Genomic DNA, 21,359 nt, shown 5'->3' with positions numbered 1-21,359 from the left:
AGACCGACACCCCCGCGACCCACGAGCCCGAGGAGGACCCGCTCAGACCGTGAGCAGGACCGGCGCGGAAGTCCGCGCCGGGGCCGGCGTACGTCGTCGTGAAGCGGGGGCGCCGTGGGGCGGCGTCGTCAGTCGTCCGCCTTCGGGGAGGCAGGAGGGTCACTCAGCCCCGCGTCGGTACCGAAAACGGAGTCCGGGGGGACGGCCTCCCGCTCTGCTGGGCCGGGCGCAGCAGCAGGGAGAGGACCACCGCCGACACCAGCACGCCGCCGGTGAACGTCGCGAGCAGGGAGTTGTGCCCGGGGCCCAGCGCCGTGTGCGTCAGGTACGCGCCGAAGAGGGCTCCCGCGATCCCGCTCACCAGCACCGTCCTCGGCTCCGGCAGCCGCCGCGCGAGGACTCGGACCGCCGCTCCGGACAGGGCCAGGCCCAGCAGAGCGGAGCCAAGCGCCTCGATCAGCAGCATGGGGGTTCCTTCCTCCCAAAGCGACGGGGGCGTACGGGACGGTGTCTCACAGCGCTCCTACCCGAAGCGGAGGAGACGGAAACGGCCCGGTGGATGACTCCACCGGGCCGCTCTCGACGGTTCTCCGTGCGCTGCTCAGAGCGCGCCGAAACCGACCTTGCGCACGCTGGGCTCGCCCAGGTCGACGTACGACAGGCGGTCGGACGGCACCAGGACCTTGCGGCCCTTGATGTCCGTGAGGCTCAGCAGCGCGGCCGACCCGGTGAGGGCGGCGGTGACGATGCTCTCCAGCTCCTCGGCACTCAGGTCGCTCTCGAGCACGATCTCCCGGGGTGCGTGCTGCACGCCGATCTTGACCTCCACGGCCTTGTCCCTCCGACGGTCCCGTTCGCGCGATCTGCCGCGCCGTTACCCGGTCCACATTAGCCCGGAGAGCGGAGCTGTCCGCCGCACGGCGTAAACGCTCGCAGCGAACAGCAGCCCGTCAGGCGGGCTTCAGGAGGCGGTACGGGGGCCGCTCGGCGCGCCGGCGGGCGAGCGGCGGGCGGCCGGGCGGCGCGGCTCAGACATCCGTCGGGTGCAGGGGGAAACCGGCGATTCCGCGCCAGGCCAGCGAGGTCAGCAGCCCCACCGCCGTATCGCGCGCGACCGGGCTCTCGCTCGACAGCCAGTACCGGGCCACGACTTGCGAGACCCCGCCCAGACCCACGGCCAGCAGCATCGACTCGTCCTTCGACAGCCCGGTGTCCTCGGCGATGACGTCGGAGATGGCCTCGGCGCACTGGAGCGAGACGCGGTCGACGCGCTCGCGCACCGCCGGCTCGTTCGTCAGGTCCGATTCGAAGACCAGCCGGAAGGCGCCGCCCTCGTCCTCGACGTAGGCGAAGTACGCGTCCATGGTCGCGGCGACGCGCATCTTGTTGTCGTTCGTCGACGCGAGCGCCGTCCGCACCGCGACCAGAAGGGCCTCGCAGTGCTGGTCCAGGAGCGCCAGGTAGAGGTCGAGCTTGCCGGGGAAGTGCTGGTAGAGCACCGGCTTGCTGACTCCGGCACGTTCCGCGATGTCGTCCATGGCCGCAGCGTGATAACCCTGCGCGACGAAGACCTCCTGGGCAGCGCCCAGGAGCTGGTTGCGCCGGGCCCGGCGCGGAAGTCGCGTGCCCCGCGGACGCGCTGCCTCGGTCTGCTCGATGGCTGTCACGCCGCCTCCCACTTTCTCTAGAACACAGTGCGCCTTGCGCCGCGCCGCCATCGTACTTTTCGGTAACCGAATCTGGAGGGTCCAAGCCGAGTTTTCTCGCGGTACGGACCTCCGGTCACCCACCGGAGATGCTGGTCAGGGCGGGGCCGCTGGGAGGGCAGCGGCAGGCGGCGGCGGTACGACGGTCCGGCGGCGGTACGTGGCGGCCGGCGTCCGCTCAGCGGTAGTCGTCCTCGTCGAGGGGCACCACCCGGGTCTGCTCCACGGCATCCCCGTCGGCGGCCTCGCGCAGACCCAGGCCGGTGAGCTCGTCGTCCTCGCTCGGAACCAGTTCCGCGTTCTGCTCCGCCGCGTCCGCCTCGGGGGCCTCCGCTCCCGGGGATTCCCGCAGTTCCTCCTGGAAGGTGTCCGGTTCCGCAGGGTCGACAGTCATGGGACTCCCCTTTCCTCTTATGAGCCTAGGAGGATCGCGGATACCCCGCCAGGGGGCTTCCCAAGCGGCTGTGACCGCGAACACAACGGACCGGGCGTGATCGTCTCGTAACATTGCCCCATGTCTTCGACCGAGCTGCCGGGTGTGCGGTCCACCGCCGAGTCGTCTTCCCAGGTGGGAGCCGTGCGGATGGCCGAGGGGGAGCAGCTGCGCACCGTCCGGCTGCCCGGCCTGGAAATGACGCTGAGGGTCCGGCCGCCGGTCCGGGCCGGCCTGCCCCCCGCGCTCTTCGTGCACGGGCTCGGCGGGTCCTCGCAGAACTGGTCCGCCCTCATGGGGCGGCTCGCCGACGCCGTCGACGGCGAGGCCCTGGACCTGCCCGGCTTCGGCTGGTCGCCGCCGCCCGCCGACCGGGACTACTCCGTCACCGGGCTCGCCCGCGCCGTGATCCGTCACCTCGACGCCGCCGGCCGCGGGCCGGTGCACCTGTTCGGCAACTCGCTCGGCGGAGCCGTCTCCACCCGGGTCGCCGCCGCCCGCCCCGACCTGGTGCGCACACTGACGCTCATCTCCCCGGCCCTGCCCGAACTGCGCGTGCAGAGGTCGGCCGTGCCGACCGCGCTGCTCGCCGTACCCGGCATGGCGGGGGTCCTGGACCGGCTGACCCGGAACCTCAGTGCCGAGCAGCGCACCCGGGGGGTGACGCAGCTCTGTTACGGAGACCCCTCACGGGTGACGTCCGACGCGTTCGCGGCGGCCGTCGAGGAGATGGAACGGCGGCTCGCGCTACCGTACTTCTGGGACGCGATGACCCGGTCCTCGCGCGGCATCGTCGACGCGTACACCCTCGGCGGCCAGCACGGACTGTGGCGCCAGGCGCAGCGGGTACTCGCTCCGACGCTCCTGGTCTACGGTGGCCGGGACCAGTTGGTCGCGTACCGCATGGCCCGCAAGGCCGCGGCCGCCTACCGGGGTTCGCGCCTGCTGTGCCTGCCCGAGGCCGGGCACGTGGCGATGATGGAGTACCCCGAGGTGGTCGAGGCCGCTTTCCGGGGGCTGTTGAACGACACCAGCGGTGCGGACGTGGACGTGGACGTGGATGCGCATACCGACGAAGACACAAAGGGCTGAGGGCCGTGGGACGACATAGCCGCAAGGAGCCTGCCCCGGCTCCGGGCCCCGGCCATCCGGAACCGGCCGGCCGGGCCGGGTTCCAGGCGGCCGCCCCGGCCGCCCCGGCCGCGCCGGCCGCGGCCTCCGCCGCCCGTGCCGCGGCCCCCCACGGGTTCGCGGCCCCCCACGGGTTCGTGCCCCCGCCGCGCCACGAGCCGGTGCCGGGCACCCGGGGCGGACACCCCGAGCAGCGCGAACCGGGCGGGGGATTCGGCGGGGGGTTCGCTCCGCGTCCCGCGACCGCACGGGCGGCTTCCGCCCGCTCGGCCCCCGTCCCCGCGGCGTCCGCTCCCACCGCCTCCACCGCTTCCTCCGTGTACGGGGACTGGCGCGGAATGCCGACCGCCCGGCCCTCCGCCCCCGGGGCGCCGCCGCGCGAGGGGGACACCCCGGCCTTCGGGACCCCCGCCGTCGGTTTCCCGCAGGTCACGCCGGACTCGCCGCTGACCTCCACGGGCTCCCACCGCAGGGTCTTCACGCCCGGGGCCGAGGACGCCTTCACCGCCACCGGCTCGCACCGCCGGGTCTCGGTGGCCGGGGCGGAGGGCGCCGTCACCTCGACGGGCTCCCACCGCCGGATCACCGTGACCGCGGCAGGTCCTGCCGCGGACCCCGTGCCCGGTGCCGCGCCCGGGGCCGAGGACGCCTTCACCGCCACCGGCTCGCACCGCCGGATTCCCGCACCCCGCCGGCCGGCCGAGCCCGTCGAGGAGCCGGTGGCCCCGCTGCCGGGGCGCGGCTCCAAGGTGCGCGCGTACACCGGCATGGCCGCCGCGGCCGTCACCACGGTGCTCGCCGTCGTCGTCGCGGGCCAGGTGGCCTCCGAGGGTGACGGCGACCAGGCCGCCGTGCGCGCCGCCACCGACGGCGCCGGCCGCCATTCCGCCCAGGGGAACTCCGCGGCCTCCCGCTCCGAGGGCCGGCCGACTCCGGTGAGCTCCGGCGTGGCCCTGGCCGCGCCGGAGCTCTCGTACGAGGAGAAGATGGCGCAGCAGTTCCCGATCGACGAGAAGCTGAAGGGGCCGGGCACCTTCGACACCGTGCCCGGAGTCGCGCCCGCCCCGGGCAAGGGCAAGCTGGTCCGCTACCGCGTCGACGTGGAGCAGGGGCTCGGCCTGGACGCGCAGCTGTTCGCCGAGGCCGTCCACCGCACCCTGAACGACGACCGCAGCTGGGGCCACGGCGGTACGAAGACCTTCGAACGGGTGCCCGGCGGCGAGGCCGACTTCGTCATCACGCTGGCCAGTCCGGGGACCACCGGGATCTGGTGCCGCAAGTCCGGCCTGGACACCACCGTCGACAACGTCTCCTGCGATTCCGCGTCCACCGAGCGCGTGATGATCAACGCGTACCGCTGGGCGCAGGGCTCGGCGACGTACGGCGCGGACCAGATGTCCGCCTACCGCCAGATGCTGGTCAACCACGAGGTGGGCCACCGGCTCGGGCACGGGCACGTGAACTGCAAGACGCCGGGCGAACTCGCCCCGATCATGCAGCAGCAGACGAAGGCCCTGGACATCGGTGGCATCCAGTGCAAGGCCAACCCCTGGGTCTTTCCGGGGAGTTGACGGACCGCGCGGCAGGCCGTCGGCGGGGGCGGGCGCCTCGGCCCCGCCCCCGCGCGTGCGCGCCCCGGTCCGGGCCGTCCCGCACGTGCTCCTGAGGGTGCGTAGTAGTTCTTAGCGTGCTCGAACGCGAACCGTACGGGAAAGTTACGACTCTTCACCCCTTCCGGTGGCGCGACGGACAACCGTCCGTCGCGCCTTCGGCATATCCGCTTGAGTTCGTCCCAGGCGGGTCGCCGGACCCACGGCGACCGCCCGTAACGGGAGATCGGGGGTACCACTCGTGCGGATCGGACTGCTCACCGAAGGCGGCTATCCGTATGCCACGGGGGAAGCGAGGCTGTGGTGCGACCGCCTCGTGCGCGGGCTCCCGCAGCACGAGTTCGAGCTCTACGCCCTGAGCCGCAGCGCCGAACAGGAAGAGCGCGGCCACGTGCCGCTGCCCGCCCACGTCACCCGGGTGCGCACGGCCCCGCTGTGGGCCCCGGCCGACGACGGCCGCAGCTACGGGCGCCGCGAGCGCCGCCGCTTCGCCGCAGCCTTCACCGAGCTGGTCCGCGGAATCTGCGCCGCCGACCCCGCACGGTTCGCCGACGGGCTGTACGCGCTCGCCGAACTCGCCCGCCAGCACGGCGGATTGTGCGCGGCGCTGCGCTCCGAGACGGCCGTACGGGCGGTGGAGTCCGCCTGTCGCGCGCCGGGGGCGGACAGGACCGTACAGCGGGCCCAGGTCACGGACCTCCTGGAGTTCGTGGACGAACTGGAGCGCCTGCTGCGCCCGTTGTCCCTGGACTGGTACGAGGACCTGCGCGAGGCCGACGTCTGCCACGCGGCCGCCGGCGGCGTGGCCGCGCTGCCCGGGCTCCTGGCCAAACGCTTCTTCGGGGTACCGCTCCTGGTCACCGAGTACGGGGTCCAGCTACGGGCCCACTACCTGGAGCACACGGCGCAGGGAGAGCGGCCGGCCGTGCGGGCCCTGCTCGCCGCCTTCCACACCCGGCTGGCCGGCGAGATCTACGCCCAGGCCGACCTGCTCACCCCCGGCAACGCACACGCCCGGCGCTGGCAAGAGCGCTGCGGGGCGCCCCGCGACCGGCAGCGGACGGTCTACCCCGGGATGGAGGCGGACCGATTCGCCGCCGTCGGCGAGGACCCCGCCTGCGGGGACCCCGACACGCTCGTATGGGTCGGCAGGGTGGAGCCCGCGAAGGACCTGATCGCCCTGCTGCACGCCTTCGCCGAGGTCCGCAGGGCGCGACCGGGCGCCCGGCTGCGGATCTTCGCGACGGCCGTGGTCCCCGGATACCTCGGCGACTGCCGCTCCCTCGCCGCGCAGCTCTTCCCGGACGAGGCCGCCGACGCGCACGCGGTCGGCGAGAACCCGGTCACCTTCGAGGAGATCGGCGGACCCGAGGCCCCGTGCCCCGCCGACGCCTACGGCGCCGGTCGGGTCGTGGTGCTCTCCTCCGTCATCGAGGGCTTCCCCATCACCCTCGCCGAGGCGATGTTCTGCGGCCGCGCCACCGTCTCCACCGACGTCGGCGCCGTCTGCGAGGTGATCGGCGGAACCGGACTCGTGGTCCCGCCCCGCAACCCGCGCGCGCTCGCCGAGGCCTGCGTCTCGCTGCTCGGGGACCCCGAGCGGGCCCAACGGCTCGGCTCGGCCGCCCGGGCACGGGCCCTGGAGCTCTTCACCGTCGAGCAGAACGTCACCGCCTTCCACGAGTCCTACCTCCGGCTCCTCGCCCACGGCCCGGCCCGCCTCGACGGGGCCGGCGCCGGGATCCCGTTCGAGCAGCCGCCGGAGGCCCGGGTCCCGGGCCACTGGGCCACCCCCACCTGGGCGGCGGCTCCCGCTCCCGCCGCGGGCGCGGACCCCGGCGCCGAGTCCGCGGCGGCCGCCGGAGCCGAGCCCGGCGCGACACCCGGCGACGCGTCCGTCCCCGCGCCCGAAACGGCGCGGATCGCCGTGCCCCTCACGAGTGCGGAGGCACCGGTGTGACCGTTCCCCTGGACGAAGCCGTCCCCGTCGACCCGCCGGACCCGTCCCCGCGCCGCAGGAACCGGGCCGGCACGGATCCCGTCAAGGCGTTACTCCACCGCCACCGCGAGCTCTGCGAGCGCGCGGTGGATCCGCTGGACATCGCCGCCGGACTCGAAGCGCACGGCATCACCGACCGCACCGCCGCCCGCTTCCGCCACCGCGACGTCTTCTCCCTCGCGGAGGAGCTCTACGCCCGCACCACCAGGGCCCAGGCCCCGCCCGCCGCGCCCGCCGGACTCCCGGCCGACCCCCGGGCGGTACGGGGCTTCGGCTACGCCGTGCTCCCCGGGGCGTTCGCCCTCGGAGCCGCCGCCGCCGGGGTGCCCTGGGCCGGAGCCCTCGCCGTGCTCGCCGCCGTCGCGGGCCTCGGGCGCCCCGTCCGGCCCGGGTGGTCCGCCGCCGCGGGCCGGACCGCCGCCGCCGTGTACCTGCTCGCCGGGGCCGTCGTCGGCTGGGCCGTGCTGCGCCACGGAACCGCGCTCGGGGCCGCCCTGGCCTTGGCCGTCGCCCCCGGGTACGTGGCGGGCGCCTGGTTCGCGGCCCGCGCCCGGCGCAGGCTCGCCGCGAGCCCGGCCCTGGAGGACTTCGCCGACGGGGTGAAGCCGCTGCTCGCCGGCACGGTCCTGCTGTTCACCGCGGCCGCCGCGGGGGCGGCCGCGGTGGCCGGGGCCCCGCCGTCCACGGCCGTACCGCTCGCGGTGCTGCTGTTCCTGACCCGCCTGATGCTCGCCCACGGCGCTCCGCGCCGGGGCGCCGCGGCGGCCCTGGCCGTCGCCCTGCTCCCGATCCCGGCGGCGCCCCTCGTCGCCGCGGCGGGACTCCTCGTACCCGCCGTCCTCGCCCTGTCGCGGGCTTCCGCGCATGCGCGTTCCTGAGCCCTTCGGACCGACACCGAAGCGCCCGTACCCCCGTACCCCGAACCCCGGACCGACCCACCCCGCAAGGAGACACAGGACATGACCGGCCAGCCAACCGACCAAGGGGCCGCGCGATGAGGGTGCTGCTGATCGGAGCCAACGGCTACCTCGGCCGCTACGTCGCGGACCGTCTGCTCGCCGACCCCGCGGTCCAGCTCACCGCGCTCGGCCGCGGCGACGACGCCGACGTCCGCTTCGACCTCGCCACCGGGAGCCCCGGCGCCCTCACCCGGTTCCTCGACGCCGTCCACCCGGGCGTCGTCATCAACTGCGCGGGCGCCACCCGCGGCGGAGCCCGGGAACTGACCCGGCACAACACCGTGGCCGTCGCCACCATCTGCGAATCGCTGCGCCGCAGCGGCTGCGGAGCCCGGCTCGTCCAGCTCGGCTGCTCCGCCGAGTACGGGCCCAGCCAGCCCGGTTCGTCCACGGCTGAGGACGCCGTGCCGAGACCGGGTGGACCGTACGGCGTGAGCAAGCTGGCCGCCACCGAGCTGGTGCTGGGATCGGGGCTCGACGCCGTGGTCCTGCGGGTCTTCTCGCCCGTCGGCCCCGGCACCCCGGCCGGATCCCCCCTCGGCCGGCTGGCCGAGGCGATGCGGCGCGCCATGCAGTCCGGGGACGGCGAGCTCAAGCTCAGCGGGCTCGGCGTCCAGCGCGACTTCGTCGACGTACGGGACGTGGCGCGGGCGGTGCACGCCGCCTCGCTGTCCGCGGCCCAGGGCGTGGTCAACATCGGCACCGGGCGGGCGGTCCGGCTGCGTGACGCGGCGTCCGTACTGGCGCGCGTCGCCGGATACGCGGGCTCGCTGCACGAGCTCGACGTACCGCACCACGGCCAGCACGGCCAGCACGGGCATCCCGGCCAGCACGGGCTCCCGGGCCGGCCCGCCGGTCTCGCCGCCATCGGCTCCCCGCGCACCGAGGCCACCGCGGAGCAACTGGCCGCGGCGCAGGCCGCGCAGCCCCCGTACCCCTACCCGGACGGCTGCGGAGCCTGGCAGCAGGCGGACGTCCGTACCGCCCGCGACCGGCTCGGCTGGCGGCCCCGGATCAATCTGGAGGAGTCCCTGGCGGACATCTGGATGGAGGCGGCGTGCCGCATCTGAGCACTCCGGCGGCCACGGCGGCCACCGGGACCGGCGACCTCGGCCTCGGCGCCCCCGGGTACGCGCATCCGCTGCTGGCCCCGGTGGAATGGGCCGAGCTGACCCGGCCCGGGACCCCGCTGCACTGGGCGGTGCTCAACGTCACGGACGGGCCGGGCGGCCGGCCCGACCCGCACTGCACCGAGGCGGCCGCGAAGCTCCGGGGCGCCGGCGGCACGGTCCTCGGCCGTCTCGCGATGCGAGACGGAAAGCGGTCCTTCGGAGAGCTGATCTCCGACGCGCACCGTTTCCGGGACTGGTACGGAGTCGGCGGCTTCTTCCTCGCGGACGCCCCGGCCGGCCGGGCGGAGCTCGACTCCGTGCGCCGGGTCGCGGACGCCCTGCGGGGGCTCGGGGAGGGCCTGCGGATCGTCCTCGGACAGGGCACCCACCCGTACGAGGGGTACGCGCGGACCGCGGACCAACTGGTCACCTTCTCCGGCACTTGGGCCGACTACCGGTGGTCGCAGGTGGCCGAGTGGACGGCGGACCATCCCCCGGAGCGGTTCTGCCACCTCGTCCACGGCGTCCCGCGCACGCACCTGGAGGAGGCGATGCGGATCGCCCGCTGGCAGGGCGCGGGAACCGTCTGGTTCACCGACCGGCGCGGATCCGCGGCACGGGACCCGTGGGCGTCGATGCCCGGGTACTGGGACGAAATCGTCTCGCGGATCGGACCGGGTGTCTCGGAATGAAGGAGGGCGTGGCAGTGTTACGGGAAGAACCACCGTTAAGACGTCACCATCTACGGAGTCCCCGTGTCGCTGCCACCCCTGGTAGAGCCAGCTGCTGAGCTCACCGTTGACGAGGTCCGTCGGTACTCCCGCCACCTGATCATCCCGGATGTCGGGATGGACGGCCAGAAGCGCCTGAAGAACGCCAAGGTGCTGGCCGTGGGCGCGGGCGGCCTCGGCTCGCCCGCCCTCATGTACCTGGCCGCGGCCGGCGTCGGCACGCTGGGCATCGTGGAGTTCGACGAGGTCGACGAGTCGAACCTCCAGCGCCAGATCATCCACAGCCAGGCGGACATCGGCCGTTCCAAGGCCGAGTCGGCCCGCGACAGCGTGCTGGGCATCAACCCGTACGTGAACGTGGTCCTTCACGAAGAGCGGCTCGAAGCCGAGAACGTGATGGAGATCTTCAGCCAGTACGACCTCATCGTCGACGGCACGGACAACTTCGCCACGCGCTACCTCGTGAACGACGCCTGCGTCCTGCTGAACAAGCCGTACGTCTGGGGTTCGATCTACCGCTTCGACGGCCAGGCCTCGGTCTTCTGGTCCGAGCACGGCCCGTGCTACCGCTGCCTCTACCCGGAGCCGCCCCCGCCGGGCATGGTCCCGAGCTGCGCCGAGGGCGGCGTGCTGGGCGTGCTCTGCGCGTCCATCGGGTCCATCCAGGTCACCGAGGCCATCAAGGTCCTCACCGGCGTCGGCGAGCCGCTGGTCGGCCGCCTGATGATCTACGACGCCCTGGAGATGCAGTACCGGCAGGTCAAGGTCCGCAAGGACCCCGACTGCGCGGTCTGCGGTCCGAACGCGACCGTCACCGAGCTCATCGACTACGAAGCCTTCTGCGGCGTCGTGTCGGAGGAGGCCCAGGAGGCCGCGCTCGGCGCGACGATCACTCCCAAGCAGCTCAAGGAGTGGATCGACACCGACGAGCCGATCGAGATCATCGACGTCCGCGAGATCAACGAGTACGAGATCGTCTCGATCCCCGGCGCGAAGCTGATCCCCAAGGGCGAGTTCCTGATGGGCACCGCCCTCCAGGACCTGCCGCAGGACAAGCGCATCGTCTTGCACTGCAAGACGGGTGTCCGCAGTGCGGAAGTCCTCGCGATCCTGAAGTCCGCCGGCTTCGCGGACGCGGTCCACGTCGGCGGCGGCGTCATCGGCTGGGTCCACCAGATCGAGCCCGACAAGCCCGTCTACTAGGCAGTCACCCGGAGGGGCCGTACTCCGCTCGTTTCGATCGAGTGGGGTACGGCCCCTCCGGCGCGTCCCGCACCGTCGGCCTTCGCGAGGAGCCGGCCTCCCGGAGCCGCTTGCCCTACACGGAGGACGGCACCGGGGCGGGGGCGGACGGGGGCGGGGGCGGCGAGGCGGGGGCGGCCGTGCAGACGGTGTTCGCGGGCGGGACCTTGCCGTCCAGCAGGTAGGAATTGACCGCCTCCTGGACGCACTTGTCGCCGCTGTTGTACGCGCCGTGGCCCTCGCCCTTGTACGTCAGCTCCACACCGACGCCGGGGCCCAGCCGCTCGACCATCTTGCGCGCGCCCTCGTACGGGGTCGCCGGGTCACCGGTGTTGCCGATCACCAGGATCGGCGCCGCGCCCGGGGCCGACACGTCCGGGGTGTTCCAGGCGCCCGGGACGGGCCAGTTGGTGCAGCTCATCATGGCCCAGCCGAGGAAGTCCCCGAAGACGGGCGAGGCGGCGCGGAACTCCGCCAGCTTGGCCTTCGTCTGCGCGAGGGAGTAACGGTCCTTGGAGTCGGCGCAGTTGATCGCCGTGTTCGCGGCGCCGATGTTGCTGTAACGGCCCTGCTGGTTACGTCCGTTGAGCGAGTCCGACAGGGCGAGGAGCAACTGGCCCTGGCCGCCCTCGGCCTCGTCCAGCCCTTGCTCCAGCAGGGGCCACAGCTCCTGGGAGTACAGCGACTGGGCGATGCCGTTGGTCGCGGCCGTCTCCGTCAGCATGCGGTCGCCGATGCCGGCGATGGGCTTGGCCGCCAGCTCCTTCTGGAGCTTGATGATGTTCGCTTCGATCTCCTTGACGGTGCTGCCCTGGAGGCGGCAGGCGTCGCCGCGGTTCAGGCAGTCCTGGGCGAAGTTGTCGAGCGCGAGCTGGAAGCCCTTGGCCTGGCCGAGCGCCCCCTGCTCGGAGTCCTTGGTCGGGTCGACGACGGCGTCGAAGACGGCCCGGCCGACGTTCTTGGGGAAGAGGTGGGCGTAGACCCCGCCGAGCTCGGTTCCGTAGGAGATGCCGAAGTAGTTCAGCTTCTCGTCGCCGAGCGCCCGGCGGATCCGGTCCAGGTCGCGGGCGGCGTTCTCCGTGCCCACGTGGGGCAGCACCTTGCCGGCGTTCTCCTCGCAGGCCTTCTGGTACTTCTCGATGTTGTCGAGGTAGACCTTCTCCTCCTCCGGGGTCGCGGGGGTGGAGTCGGCGGAGTAGTACGCGTCCAGCTGCTTGTCGTCCTCGCAGATGACGGGCGCGCTGCGGCCGACGCCCCGCGGGTCGAAGCTGACCAGGTCGTACCGGTCGCGCAGGGCCGCGTACTCGCCGGCCGCGCCGGGCAGGGTGGCGATGCCCGAGCCGCCCGGGCCGCCGAAATTGAAGACGAGGGACCCGAGCCGGTTCTTCTTGTCCCGGGCCCTGGCCCGGATCAGGGCGAGCTCGATCGTCTCGCCCTCGGGTTCGGCGTAGTCGAGGGGCACCTCGAGGACGGCGCACTGCCAGTCCTTGCCGGGTACCTGCCCGCCGCCCTGGGCGGCGGTGGGGGCCTCGCAGTCCCCCCACTTCAGGTCTTCGGCCCCCTGGGCGGCGCCGTCCTTGCCCCGCTTCCCGCCGCCCCCTCCGTCGGAGCAGGCACTGGTGGCGAGCAGCGCGGCGGCAGCGGCGGCGGCAGCGGCGATCCGGAGGGTGTGGGTCGGCATGTCCCCATCGTGTGGTCCGACCGGCCGGGCCGCCCGCGCGCTGACCCATCCGGGTCAGGCGGGCGCCCGGGCCCGGGCTACGGCTGCGACAGGATCTGCCGGCCCGCGGCGAGGCCCGTCGCGACGCAGGCGCCCACGCCGACGCCCTCGTAGGCCGCTCCGCACAGGGCCAGGCGCGGGAGCTCGTCCGCGGCCTCGCGGATGCGGGCGACGCGTTCGCGGTGGCCGACGCCGTACTGGGGCAGGCCGCGGTCCCAGCGGGTGACGCGGCTGGCCAGGGGTTCGCCCATCGGGCCGACCGCGCGGTGGAGTTCGGCGACGGCCGAGCGGACCAGGTGGCGGTCGGGGCGGCTGAGGAGCTCGTCCTCGCCGATGCGGCCGATGGAGGCCCGGAGCACGAAGGTCTCGGGGGCGCGGTCGTGGAGCCAGGACCACTTGTTGGAGAGGAAGGAGGCGGCCTTCAGGGTGTGGCCGTCGACCGGCGGCACCAGGAAACCGTTGCCCGTGGGGAGGAAATGGGCCCGCGCGCGGGAGAAGGCCAGGGTGATGACGGCCGTCGAGGCGTGCGGGATCGAGGAGAGCCCGGCCTCGGCCATCGGCGAGTGGGGGCGCAGCAGCTCGGCCGCCGCGAAAGCGGGCAGGGCGAGGACCACGGCGTCGGCCTCCATCGTGAGCACGCCGTCGCCGGTCATCGCGCGGACGCGCCAGCGGTCGCCTGCCACCCGCTGGAGCGAGCGGGCCGTCGTGCCGGTGAGGATGCGTGCCCCGCTGGCGTCCGCGACGGCCGCCGGGAAGCGTCCGGTGCCGCCGACGACGCCGTGTACGGCCACGGCCTCCTGGCCGATGCGGGTCCCCAGGTACGCCCCGACCGAGCAGTCCTCGGTCAGGGGCGTGGCCGGGAGGGTCTCCTCGGCGGCGACGCGCGCGACGCCCTCGAGGGAGAGGAGTCCGGTGCCGGTCAGGGCGGAGGGATCGGTCGGGACGCCCCTCACGTGACCGGGGGGCAGCGGGCGCAGCGCGCCGTCGGTCCAGATGACGGTGGGTGCCTGCGCGGGGGCGCAGAGGGAGTCGCCCAGTCCGACGGCGGCGGCCAGTTCCACGGCCTCAGGGCCCAGGGACATGAGGGACTCCGCGCCCTCGTCGACGGTGACGCCCGCGATGGTGCCGGTCCGGAGCTTCCCGCCGACCCGGGTACTGCTCTCCAGGACCGTCACGTCGGCCCGGCCGCGCAACTGCCATGCCGCGGCCAGGCCGCTGATCCCGCCACCGATGACGATCACTGAACGCATGGTGCGCATGACTCATCTCCTGGCCGGCCCGTGGTCGATATCGTCCCTCATGAAACATAGGGGAGCTGTTGCGTCAGCGCCTCGTGCTTTCGGCCAGAACCCGGAGGTCCTGCTGATACGGCACGCGGCCCGGGCGATGCTCGCGGCCCCGGCCCGGCCGCCGGCCGCGCTCCTGCCGGCCTGCGACCCCCGGGTCCTCGTCAGATGGCCTCTTTGCGGGTCAGGAAGTTGAACGAGATCCAGCCCGGCAGCACCGGGATCCAGAAGGTCATGAGCCGGAACAGGAGCACCGCCGAGATCGCGACCTCCTTGTCCAGCCCCGCCGCGATCAGGCCCAGGGTCAAGGTCGTCTCCACCGCGCCCATGCCGCCCGGCGTCGGTGCGGCCGACCCCAGCGCGTTGCCCGCGAGGAAGACCACCGCGATGCTCGCGTAGCTGATGTCCTGGCCGCCCCCGAACGCCCGGATCGACGCGTCCAGGCACATCACGAAGCAGCCGGTCAGCAGCAGCATGCCGCCGATGCCGGTGACGAGCTTCTGCGGCCGCTGCAGCACGTCCAGCATGCGCGGTACGACGCCGGCGAACAGCGCCCGGACCCGCGTCACCACGAACTTCCGCATGAACGGCACCGCCGTCACGACCAGCACCAGTACCGCCACCGTCAGCAGACCCGCGATGACCGTCCGGGACGGGGTCATCTCCGGGGTCTTCTCCGTCCCCGTCAGGTAGCCGAAGGACAGCAGCAGCAGGACGTGGCTGGCCAGCCCGAACAGCTGGGACGCGCCCACGCTCGCCACCGCGAGCCCCGGCCGGACCCCGGCCCGCTGCAGGAACCGGGTGTTCAGGGCGACACCGCCCACCGCCGCGGGCGCGACCAGCTTCACGAACGACCCCGCCACCTGCGCGAGCACGGTGCGCAGGAACGACACCCGCTCCGGCACGAAGCCCAGCAGGCTCATCGCCGCCGCGAAGTACGTCAGCGCCGAGAAGGCGAGGGCCGCGCCGACCCAGCCCCACTGCGCCTCGCCCACGATGGTCCCGAAGTCCACGTGCGCCAGCTGCGTGAGCAGGAAGTACGCGCCGAAGGCGCCGGCGATGAACGAGACCAGCGTCCGCGGCCGGATCCGCTCCAGCCGGGCCGGCTCCACCGGCGCCTGCGGACGGATCAGCAGCACCTGCTGGCGGATCTGGCTCAGCAGGTCCTCCTCGCGCGCCCCGTCCAGGGCGTCGTCCAGCGCCCGCTTCTCCGCCTTCTTGTCCGCCGCCGCCGAGGCGGCGACCGAGCCCGCGGCCGTCGCGGAATCCGCCTCGCGCGCCGCCTTCGCCGCTCGCGAGGACTCCAGTACGGCCTCGCGCTGCCGGTCCGCGCGCTCCCGCGCGAGCCTGCGCAGCGTCGACCGCGTGGAGCGGCTCAGGGCGATCGGCTGGAGCAGCGGCAGGCAGTCCGCCACCGCGTCCGGCCCGAGCACCGACACCGCGGAGGCGACCGACCGCTCGGCGCCGACCCGCAGGCCCAGCGTGGTCAGCAGCTGCGCGATGTCCATCCGCAGGACCAGGTCCCCGGCCGCGATCTCGCCGCCGCGCAGATCGGTCAGGGTGATCGTGCCGGAACGATCCACCACGAGCGCGTCGCCGGTCAGCCTCCGGTGCGCGATGCGCCGGGACTGCAGGGCCCGCACCTGCTGCCACGCGTTGCGGCTCAGGGCGTCGGTGATCTCCTCGTCGGCCAGCGAGTCCAGGCTCCGGCCCCCCAGGTGCTCGTACACGAGCATCACGGCGTCCGGTCCGAGCTCGGAGGTGGCGATCAGCCTGGGCGCGTTGGCTCCGGCGGCGATGGCCGCGTAGGCCAGGAGCGCCTCCTGCTCCAGGGCCTGGCGCAGCGACTGGAGGCTGCGCCGGGTGGTGATGCCGCGCAGCGTGAGGCGGCGCCAGACCCGGTAGTAGAAGCCGTGGGCCTGCTGCTCCCGGTCCACGACGGTGACGTCGAGCGCCGGGCCGTCCTCCAGCGTGACGTGGTAGCGCCGGCCGCGGTCGCTGACCTCGGTGCTGTCGGGACCCTCCGGGGCCTCGGCGCGCATGGCGCTGACCGGCTGGAAGCCGACCCGCCGCAGTCCGGCGAGGAGGTTCTGTCCGGTGGGCCGCACGTTCGGCGAGCCGACCGAGTACAGGGTTCCGTAGGCGACGCTCCAGCCGATCAGCACGGTCAGGATGATCGAGAAGGGCGTGGTGTAGCCGCTGACCAGCATCGCGAAGGCGTCCAGCAGCAGGACCACCCACAGCGCGACCCGCCAGCGCGGCCGCCGGGTCATCCCGACGGCGGTCATGTACGCGATCACGGGCGCGAGGTAGCCGTGCACCGGGTCGGTGAGGGTCCCGCCGACCCCGGTGGGGCGGGTGAGGGCGTCCTGGATGGTCTCGGAGGCCCCCTGCGAGACCCAGAGGTCGGTGGCGAGGGTGACGCCGTGCGCGAGGACGGCGGCGAGCACGCCGTCGGCGATGCGCAGCCCGTCGCGTTTGATCAGCCGCTCGATGGCGAAGGCGACCGGTACGAGGAGCACGGCGATGCTCGACACCAGACCGGCGACCTTGATCAGCACGTCCGGCGCCTGTCCGGTGCCGTTGCTGATGTCCTGCTCCAGGCCGGCGGTGGTCTGGTGGGCGAAGGCGGCGACGGCGAGGAGGACGGCGATGCCGAGGACGCCGACGAGGAGGCGTACGAGGTCGGAGGGGCGGTGGACGCGGGCGGCCAGCAGCGGCTCGTCGACCTCGACCTGGTCGGCGGCCGTCGGGGTGTGCCCGTGCGGGGCCTCGGCGTCCTCGCAACCGGTGCCGGTGCCGGTGCCTGGGACTGGTCCGGTGCCCGTGCCGGTGCCGCCGGAGGTCCCGGCATCGGAGGGGGAGACCTTGGAGGGCGAGGGGAAGGGGCCGGGGGCGCGACGGGGCGCCGGCTCGTGGACCGCGCCGTCGGCCGGGTCGTGGTCCGGGCCGGGCGCGGGGTCGGGGTCGTGGGCAGGACCTGGTGCGGGGCCGTCGTCCGGGCGCGCACCCTCGTCCGCTGCCGCGCCGTTCGGAGGGCTCACACCCTGCTCCTTTTCCGTCACTTCCATCTCTTCTTGATCACCTATCACGCGTCACCGCCCGGAAGATGGTGGCACGGACCGGCCGCCGCCCGGGGCAGCAGGGTGCGAGCCGGTCCGGAACACGACCTTCCGCGGCCGTGCCGCTCGAGTGCGGCACCATGGGCCGGATGAGCGAAGAGCTGCCCGCCTACGCGGAGCGGGTGCTGGAAGCGGCCGAGCGGATTCCGCCCGGCCGGGTGATGACGTACGGGGACGTCGCGGAGTGGCTCGGCGAGGGCGGACCCCGCCAAGTGGGCCGCGTCATGGCGCTGTACGGCGGAGCCGTGCCCTGGTGGCGCGTGGTGCGGGCGGACGGGCGTCCCCTGCCCGGAAGCGAGCGGCGTGCGCTCGAGAACTACCGCGCCGAGGCCACCCCGCTGCGCCTGACCGGCGACGGCGAGCCGCGCCTGGACATGCGGCGGGCGCGCTGGGACGGGGACGCCGGACAGGACGAAGGTCACATGTGACAGCTTCGGCCATGCGCGGCCCGGACGGGCGGTCGAAGGAGCGTACGAAGCCCCGTACGGGGGACGCGTGGGCCCGGATGGCAGCCGGGACGCGGGCCCCGGCCGGCGACCCGGGGCGGGCCCGGAGCCGTCCACGGCGGCCGCGGAGGAGACTGCGCGAGCCGCACGGGTTGCCGTAGCGTTGCCCCTTCGGCTCTGGCTTCGGCTGCGGGCCCCATCACGGCAGCGACCGCTGCGACGGCAGACCCACCAGGACCGGCACCCCACGTGAACACCTCTTCCTCCGACGGCCACCGCACCGAGCGGCGGCGTGCGCGGACCCCGGACGCGTACCGCCTCGTGCGTACCGGGCCGCAGCGGGTGGATCCCGTGGTGCTGGACGCAGCGCAGCGCGCGGTGGTTGAGCACACCGGCGGACCGCTGCTGGTCCTGGCCGGACCCGGCACCGGGAAGACGACCACGCTGGTCGAGACGGTCGCGGCCCGCGTCGAGGCCGGCGCCGATCCCGCACGCATCCTGATCCTCACCTTCAGCCGCAAGGCGGCGGTGGAACTGCGCGACCGGACCGCCCTGCGGCTCGGCGGGGCGCGCGCCCCGCAGGCCACCACCTTCCACTCCTTCTGCTACGGCCTGGTCCGCTCCCACCAGGACACCGACCTGTTCGCGGACCCGCTGCGGCTGCTGTCCGGCCCGGAGCAGGACGTCATGGTCCGCACCCTGCTGGAGGGGCAGCGGCGGATCCGGTCCATCCGCTGGCCGGACGACCTGCGGGCCGCTCTGACCACGCGCGGCTTCGCGGACGAGGTCCGCGCCGTCCTCGCCCGCGCGCGCGAGCTCGGGCTCGGCCCCGCCGAGCTCTCCGACTTCGCGTCCCGCACCGGCCGGCCCGACTGGAAGGCGGCGGCCGCCTTCCTCGCCGAGTACCTGGACGTCCTGGACCTCCAGGGCACCCTGGACTACGCCGAGCTCCTGCACCGCGCGGTGCTGCTGGCGGAACGGACGCCCGCCCTGTCGTCCCTGTACGACGCGATCTACGTGGACGAGTACCAGGACACGGACGCCTCGCAGCTGCGCCTGCTGCGCGCGCTGGCCGGCCCCGCGGGCCGGCTGACCGCCTTCGGCGACCCCGACCAGTCGATCTACGCCTTCCGCGGCGCGGACATCAACAACATCCTCGACTTCGAGACCTCCTTCCCGGGTGCGCGGGTCCACGCGCTGACCGTCTCCCGCCGCTCCTCCGCCGGGCTGCTGGCCGCCACCCGGCAGCTGACCTCCCGCATGCCGGTGCCCCGCCTGCCCTCCGCGGCGGTACGGGCCCACCGCGCGCTCACCTCCACCCGCGAGGGCGGCCGGGTCGAGGTGTACACGTACCCGACGGCCGGCGCCGAACTCGACAACATCGCGGACATCCTGCGCCGCGCCCACCTCGAGGACGGGGTGCCGTGGCAGGACATGGCCGTCCTGGTCCGCGCGGGCGGCCGCACCCTGCCGCAGATGCGCCGTGCGCTGATCGCGGCGGGCGTGCCGGCGGAGACGGACGGCACGGACACCCCGCTGCGCCACGAACCCGCCGTCGCCCCTCTCCTGACGGCCCTGCGCACCCTGGCCCTCGCCGGCCCGGACGACCCCCTCGCGGACCTTCCCACCAGGGCGGACGCCTCCGAGGACCTTCCCGCCGAGGCGGACGCCTCCGAGGACCTTCCCGCCGAGGCGGACGCCTCCGCCGCGGGACCCCCCGCCGAGGCAGGCCCGGAGGGCACCGAAACCGGCACCGGCGCGGCTCCCGGGGCCGGCCCGGCCGAGCCGGCACCCGAGGCAGGGGTACCCGCCCGGGAGCCCGCCCGGGAGCCCGCCCCCGAGCCCGCCCCCGAGACCGCGCCTGACGCCGAGGCTGACGCCGCGACGGCTGAGGCAGCGACCGCTGACTCCGCGAGCGCCGACGCCGCGGCCGCTCCCGACGCCGCGGAGGCCCACGACGCCGGGTGGGTCGGCGTCGAGGCCGCGCTCGTGCTGCTCGCCTCGCCGCTGGGCGGGATGGACTCCGCCGACCTGCGCCGCCTCGGCCGCGCGCTGCGCGACGAGGAGCGGGCCGCCGGGATCAGGACCCCCGCCCCGTCCGACGTCCTGCTCGCCCGCGCCCTCGCGGAGCCCGAGCGGCTCGTCGCGCACGACCCTGCCTACGCCCGCGGCGCACAGCGCCTCGGCCTGCTCCTGCGCAAGGCCCGCGAGCTCCTGGCCGGCGGCGGCACCGCCGAAGAGGTCCTGTGGACCCTCTGGGACGGCACCCCCTGGCCGCAGCGGCTCGAGCGCGGCGCCCGCCGCGGCGGTCCCGCCGGCCGCAACGCCGACCGTGACCTCGACGCGATCTGCGCGCTCTTCGACACCGCCGCCCGCGCGGAGGAACGTACCGGCGGCCGCGGCGCGCTCAACTTCCTCGAACAGCTCGAGGCCGAGGACATCGCTGGCGACACCCTCACCACCCGCGCCGTCCGCCGCGAGGCCGTCCGCCTCATGACCGCGCACCGCTCCAAGGGCCTGGAGTGGGGGCTCGTCGTCGTCGCCGGGGTCCAGGAGGGGCTCTGGCCCGACCTGCGCCGCCGCGGCTCCCTCCTCGAAGCCGACCGGATCGGACGCGACGGCCTCGCCGAACCCCTCACCCCCGGCGCGCTCCTCGCCGAGGAACGCCGCCTCTTCTACGTCGCCGCCACCCGCTCCCGGGAGCGCCTCGTCGTCACCGCCGTCAAGGCACCGGCGGACGACGGCGACCAGCCGTCCCGCTTCCTGGGCGAGCTCGGCGTGCCCGTCAAGGACGTCACCGGCCGCCCCCGCCGCCCGCTCGCCGTCCCCGCGCTCGTCGCCGAGCTCCGCGCCACCACCGTCGACCCGGAGGCCTCCGAGGCCCTGCGCGAGGCCGCCGCCCGCCGGCTCGCCCGCCTCGCGGTGCTCACCGACGACGAGGACCGCCCGCTGGTCCCGGCCGCGCACCCGCAGCGCTGGTGGGGCCTGTACGAGCCCACCCGCAGCAGCGTCCCGCTCCGCGACCGGGACCGGCCCGTCGCCCTGTCCGGCTCCGCCCTGGACCAGCTCGCCAACACCTGCTCCCTCCAGTGGTTCCTGGGCCGCGAGGTCAAGGCCGACGCCCCCTCCACCGCCGCCCAGGGCTTCGGCAACGTCGTGCACGTCCTCGCCGACGAGGTCGCCTCCGGGCGCACCCCCGCCGACCTGGCCGTCCTGATGGAACGCCTCGACTCGGTCTGGGACGCGCTCGCCTTCGACGCGCCCTGGAAGTCCCGGCAGGAGAAGGACAACGCCCGCGCCGCCCTGGAACGCTTCCTGCGCTGGCACAACACCGACCGCGGGGGACGGGCGGCCGTGGCCACGGAGCACGACTTCGACGTCACGATCGAAGCGGGCGAGTACGCCGTCCGGGTCCGCGGCTCCATGGACCGGGTCGAGACGGACCCGCAGGGGCGTGCGTACGTCGTCGACTTCAAGACCGGCAAGTCCGCGCCGACGGCGAAGGAGGTCGACCGCCACCCGCAGCTCGCCGTGTACCAGCTCGCCGTGCGCGAAGGCGCCGTCGACGAGGTCTTCGAGGGCCTGCGCCCCGAGCCGGGCGGGGCGGAGCTCGTCCAGCTGCGCCAGGGCGCCGCCCAGCGCGACGGCGGGGACACCGTCCCCAGGATCCAGGCGCAGCAGGCCCTGGAGGCCGGCGCCTCCGGCGAGTGGGTCGGCGACCTGCTCGCCACCGCCGCCGGCCGGGTCCTCGACGAGCGCTTCGCGCCCGCCGTCGGCAAGCACTGCGACCACTGCTCCTTCCGCAGCTCGTGCAGTGCCCGCCCGGAGGGCCGCCAGAGCGTGGAGTGAACCGGCGCGGCGG

Annotated in this window: 16 protein-coding genes; 9 read left to right on the top strand and 7 right to left on the bottom strand. The window is 74.4% G+C overall.

Annotation, left to right across the window (positions count from 1 at the left end; genetic code table 11):
• Positions 1-163: 163 nt before the first annotated feature.
• The 4 genes from ABZY44_RS18425 to ABZY44_RS18410 all read right to left on the bottom strand — a co-directional run bounded on the left by ABZY44_RS18425 (position 164) and on the right by ABZY44_RS18410 (position 2,100).
• The gene (locus ABZY44_RS18425) at positions 164-466 is read right to left on the bottom strand and encodes a hypothetical protein (protein ID WP_356654971.1); all 303 of its coding nucleotides are present in this window, start codon (positions 464-466) and stop codon (positions 164-166) included.
• Between the two features lie 135 nt (positions 467-601).
• Complete coding sequence (locus tag ABZY44_RS18420) at positions 602-829, bottom strand: DUF3107 domain-containing protein (RefSeq protein WP_356654969.1); 228 nt, start codon at positions 827-829, stop codon at positions 602-604.
• A 199-nt stretch (positions 830-1,028) separates the two neighbouring features.
• On the bottom strand, positions 1,029-1,667 hold the full coding sequence (locus tag ABZY44_RS18415; protein ID WP_356654967.1) for a TetR/AcrR family transcriptional regulator: 639 nt from the start codon (positions 1,665-1,667) through the stop codon (positions 1,029-1,031).
• A gap of 217 nt (positions 1,668-1,884) precedes the next feature.
• Positions 1,885-2,100: a hypothetical protein gene (locus ABZY44_RS18410; RefSeq protein ID WP_356654965.1), complete on the bottom strand. Its 216-nt coding sequence runs from the start codon at positions 2,098-2,100 to the stop codon at positions 1,885-1,887.
• A 120-nt stretch (positions 2,101-2,220) separates the two neighbouring features.
• On the opposite strand from ABZY44_RS18410, the gene ABZY44_RS18405 reads away from it, so the two are divergent.
• From ABZY44_RS18405 to moeZ, 7 genes are all read left to right on the top strand, one after another.
• Complete coding sequence (locus ABZY44_RS18405) at positions 2,221-3,231, top strand: alpha/beta hydrolase (protein ID WP_356654963.1); 1,011 nt, start codon at positions 2,221-2,223, stop codon at positions 3,229-3,231.
• Positions 3,232-3,236: 5 nt separating this feature from the next.
• On the top strand, positions 3,237-4,841 hold the full coding sequence (locus ABZY44_RS18400) for a DUF3152 domain-containing protein (RefSeq protein WP_356654961.1): 1,605 nt from the start codon (positions 3,237-3,239) through the stop codon (positions 4,839-4,841).
• Between the two features lie 280 nt (positions 4,842-5,121).
• On the top strand, positions 5,122-6,840 hold the full coding sequence (locus ABZY44_RS18395) for a DUF3492 domain-containing protein (protein WP_356654959.1): 1,719 nt from the start codon (positions 5,122-5,124) through the stop codon (positions 6,838-6,840).
• Positions 6,837-7,757, top strand: coding sequence for a hypothetical protein (locus tag ABZY44_RS18390; protein WP_356654957.1), 921 nt, complete (start codon positions 6,837-6,839; stop codon positions 7,755-7,757). Before ABZY44_RS18395 ends, ABZY44_RS18390 begins: the two co-directional genes overlap by 4 nt.
• A gap of 116 nt (positions 7,758-7,873) precedes the next feature.
• Positions 7,874-8,908 (top strand): NAD-dependent epimerase/dehydratase, encoded by a 1,035-nt coding sequence (locus tag ABZY44_RS18385; RefSeq protein WP_356654956.1) that lies wholly within the window; start codon positions 7,874-7,876, stop codon positions 8,906-8,908.
• Positions 8,896-9,642: a spherulation-specific family 4 protein gene (locus ABZY44_RS18380; RefSeq protein WP_356654954.1), complete on the top strand. Its 747-nt coding sequence runs from the start codon at positions 8,896-8,898 to the stop codon at positions 9,640-9,642. Before ABZY44_RS18385 ends, ABZY44_RS18380 begins: the two co-directional genes overlap by 13 nt.
• A 63-nt stretch (positions 9,643-9,705) precedes the next feature.
• Entirely contained in the window at positions 9,706-10,884 is a 1,179-nt protein-coding gene (gene moeZ, locus ABZY44_RS18375; protein WP_356654952.1) for an adenylyltransferase/sulfurtransferase MoeZ, read from the top strand.
• 115 nt (positions 10,885-10,999) lie between these two features.
• Here moeZ and ABZY44_RS18370 read toward each other — a convergent pair whose 3' ends face one another.
• The 3 genes from ABZY44_RS18370 to ABZY44_RS18360 all read right to left on the bottom strand — a co-directional run bounded on the left by ABZY44_RS18370 (position 11,000) and on the right by ABZY44_RS18360 (position 16,973).
• Positions 11,000-12,604: an alpha/beta hydrolase gene (locus tag ABZY44_RS18370; RefSeq protein WP_356654950.1), complete on the bottom strand. Its 1,605-nt coding sequence runs from the start codon at positions 12,602-12,604 to the stop codon at positions 11,000-11,002.
• Positions 12,605-12,681: 77 nt separating this feature from the next.
• Positions 12,682-13,902 (bottom strand): FAD-dependent oxidoreductase, encoded by a 1,221-nt coding sequence (locus ABZY44_RS18365; protein WP_356654948.1) that lies wholly within the window; start codon positions 13,900-13,902, stop codon positions 12,682-12,684.
• Positions 13,903-14,093: 191 nt separating this feature from the next.
• On the bottom strand, positions 14,094-16,973 hold the full coding sequence (locus ABZY44_RS18360; protein ID WP_356654946.1) for a flippase-like domain-containing protein: 2,880 nt from the start codon (positions 16,971-16,973) through the stop codon (positions 14,094-14,096).
• A 158-nt stretch (positions 16,974-17,131) separates the two neighbouring features.
• Between ABZY44_RS18360 and ABZY44_RS18355 the strand changes: the two genes are divergently transcribed.
• A complete protein-coding gene (locus tag ABZY44_RS18355; RefSeq protein ID WP_356654979.1) occupies positions 17,132-17,479 on the top strand; it encodes an MGMT family protein in 348 nt (115 codons plus the stop codon).
• Positions 17,480-17,746: 267 nt separating this feature from the next.
• Positions 17,747-21,346, top strand: coding sequence for a UvrD-helicase domain-containing protein (locus tag ABZY44_RS18350; RefSeq protein ID WP_356654944.1), 3,600 nt, complete (start codon positions 17,747-17,749; stop codon positions 21,344-21,346).
• Positions 21,347-21,359: the final 13 nt, after the last annotated feature.

The sequence above is a fragment of the Streptomyces sp. NPDC006544 genome (assembly GCF_040611715.1).
GTDB lineage: Bacteria > Actinomycetota > Actinomycetes > Streptomycetales > Streptomycetaceae > Streptomyces.
Note: the sequence above shows the minus strand (reverse complement) of the source record. Positions and strands in the feature narration are given on the sequence as shown.

Excerpts from the sequence above, each read along its gene's own strand:
- ABZY44_RS18425 (WP_356654971.1), bottom strand. The coding sequence starts at position 466 with ATGCTGCTGATCGAGGCGCTTGGCTCCGCTCTGCTGGGCCTGGCCCTG.
- ABZY44_RS18410 (WP_356654965.1), bottom strand. The coding sequence starts at position 2,100 with ATGACTGTCGACCCTGCGGAACCGGACACCTTCCAGGAGGAACTGCGG.
- ABZY44_RS18405 (WP_356654963.1), top strand. The coding sequence starts at position 2,221 with ATGTCTTCGACCGAGCTGCCGGGTGTGCGGTCCACCGCCGAGTCGTCT.
- ABZY44_RS18385 (WP_356654956.1), top strand. The coding sequence starts at position 7,874 with ATGAGGGTGCTGCTGATCGGAGCCAACGGCTACCTCGGCCGCTACGTC.
- ABZY44_RS18370 (WP_356654950.1), bottom strand. The coding sequence starts at position 12,604 with ATGCCGACCCACACCCTCCGGATCGCCGCTGCCGCCGCCGCTGCCGCC.
- ABZY44_RS18365 (WP_356654948.1), bottom strand. The coding sequence starts at position 13,902 with ATGCGCACCATGCGTTCAGTGATCGTCATCGGTGGCGGGATCAGCGGC.
- ABZY44_RS18355 (WP_356654979.1), top strand. The coding sequence starts at position 17,132 with ATGGGCCGGATGAGCGAAGAGCTGCCCGCCTACGCGGAGCGGGTGCTG.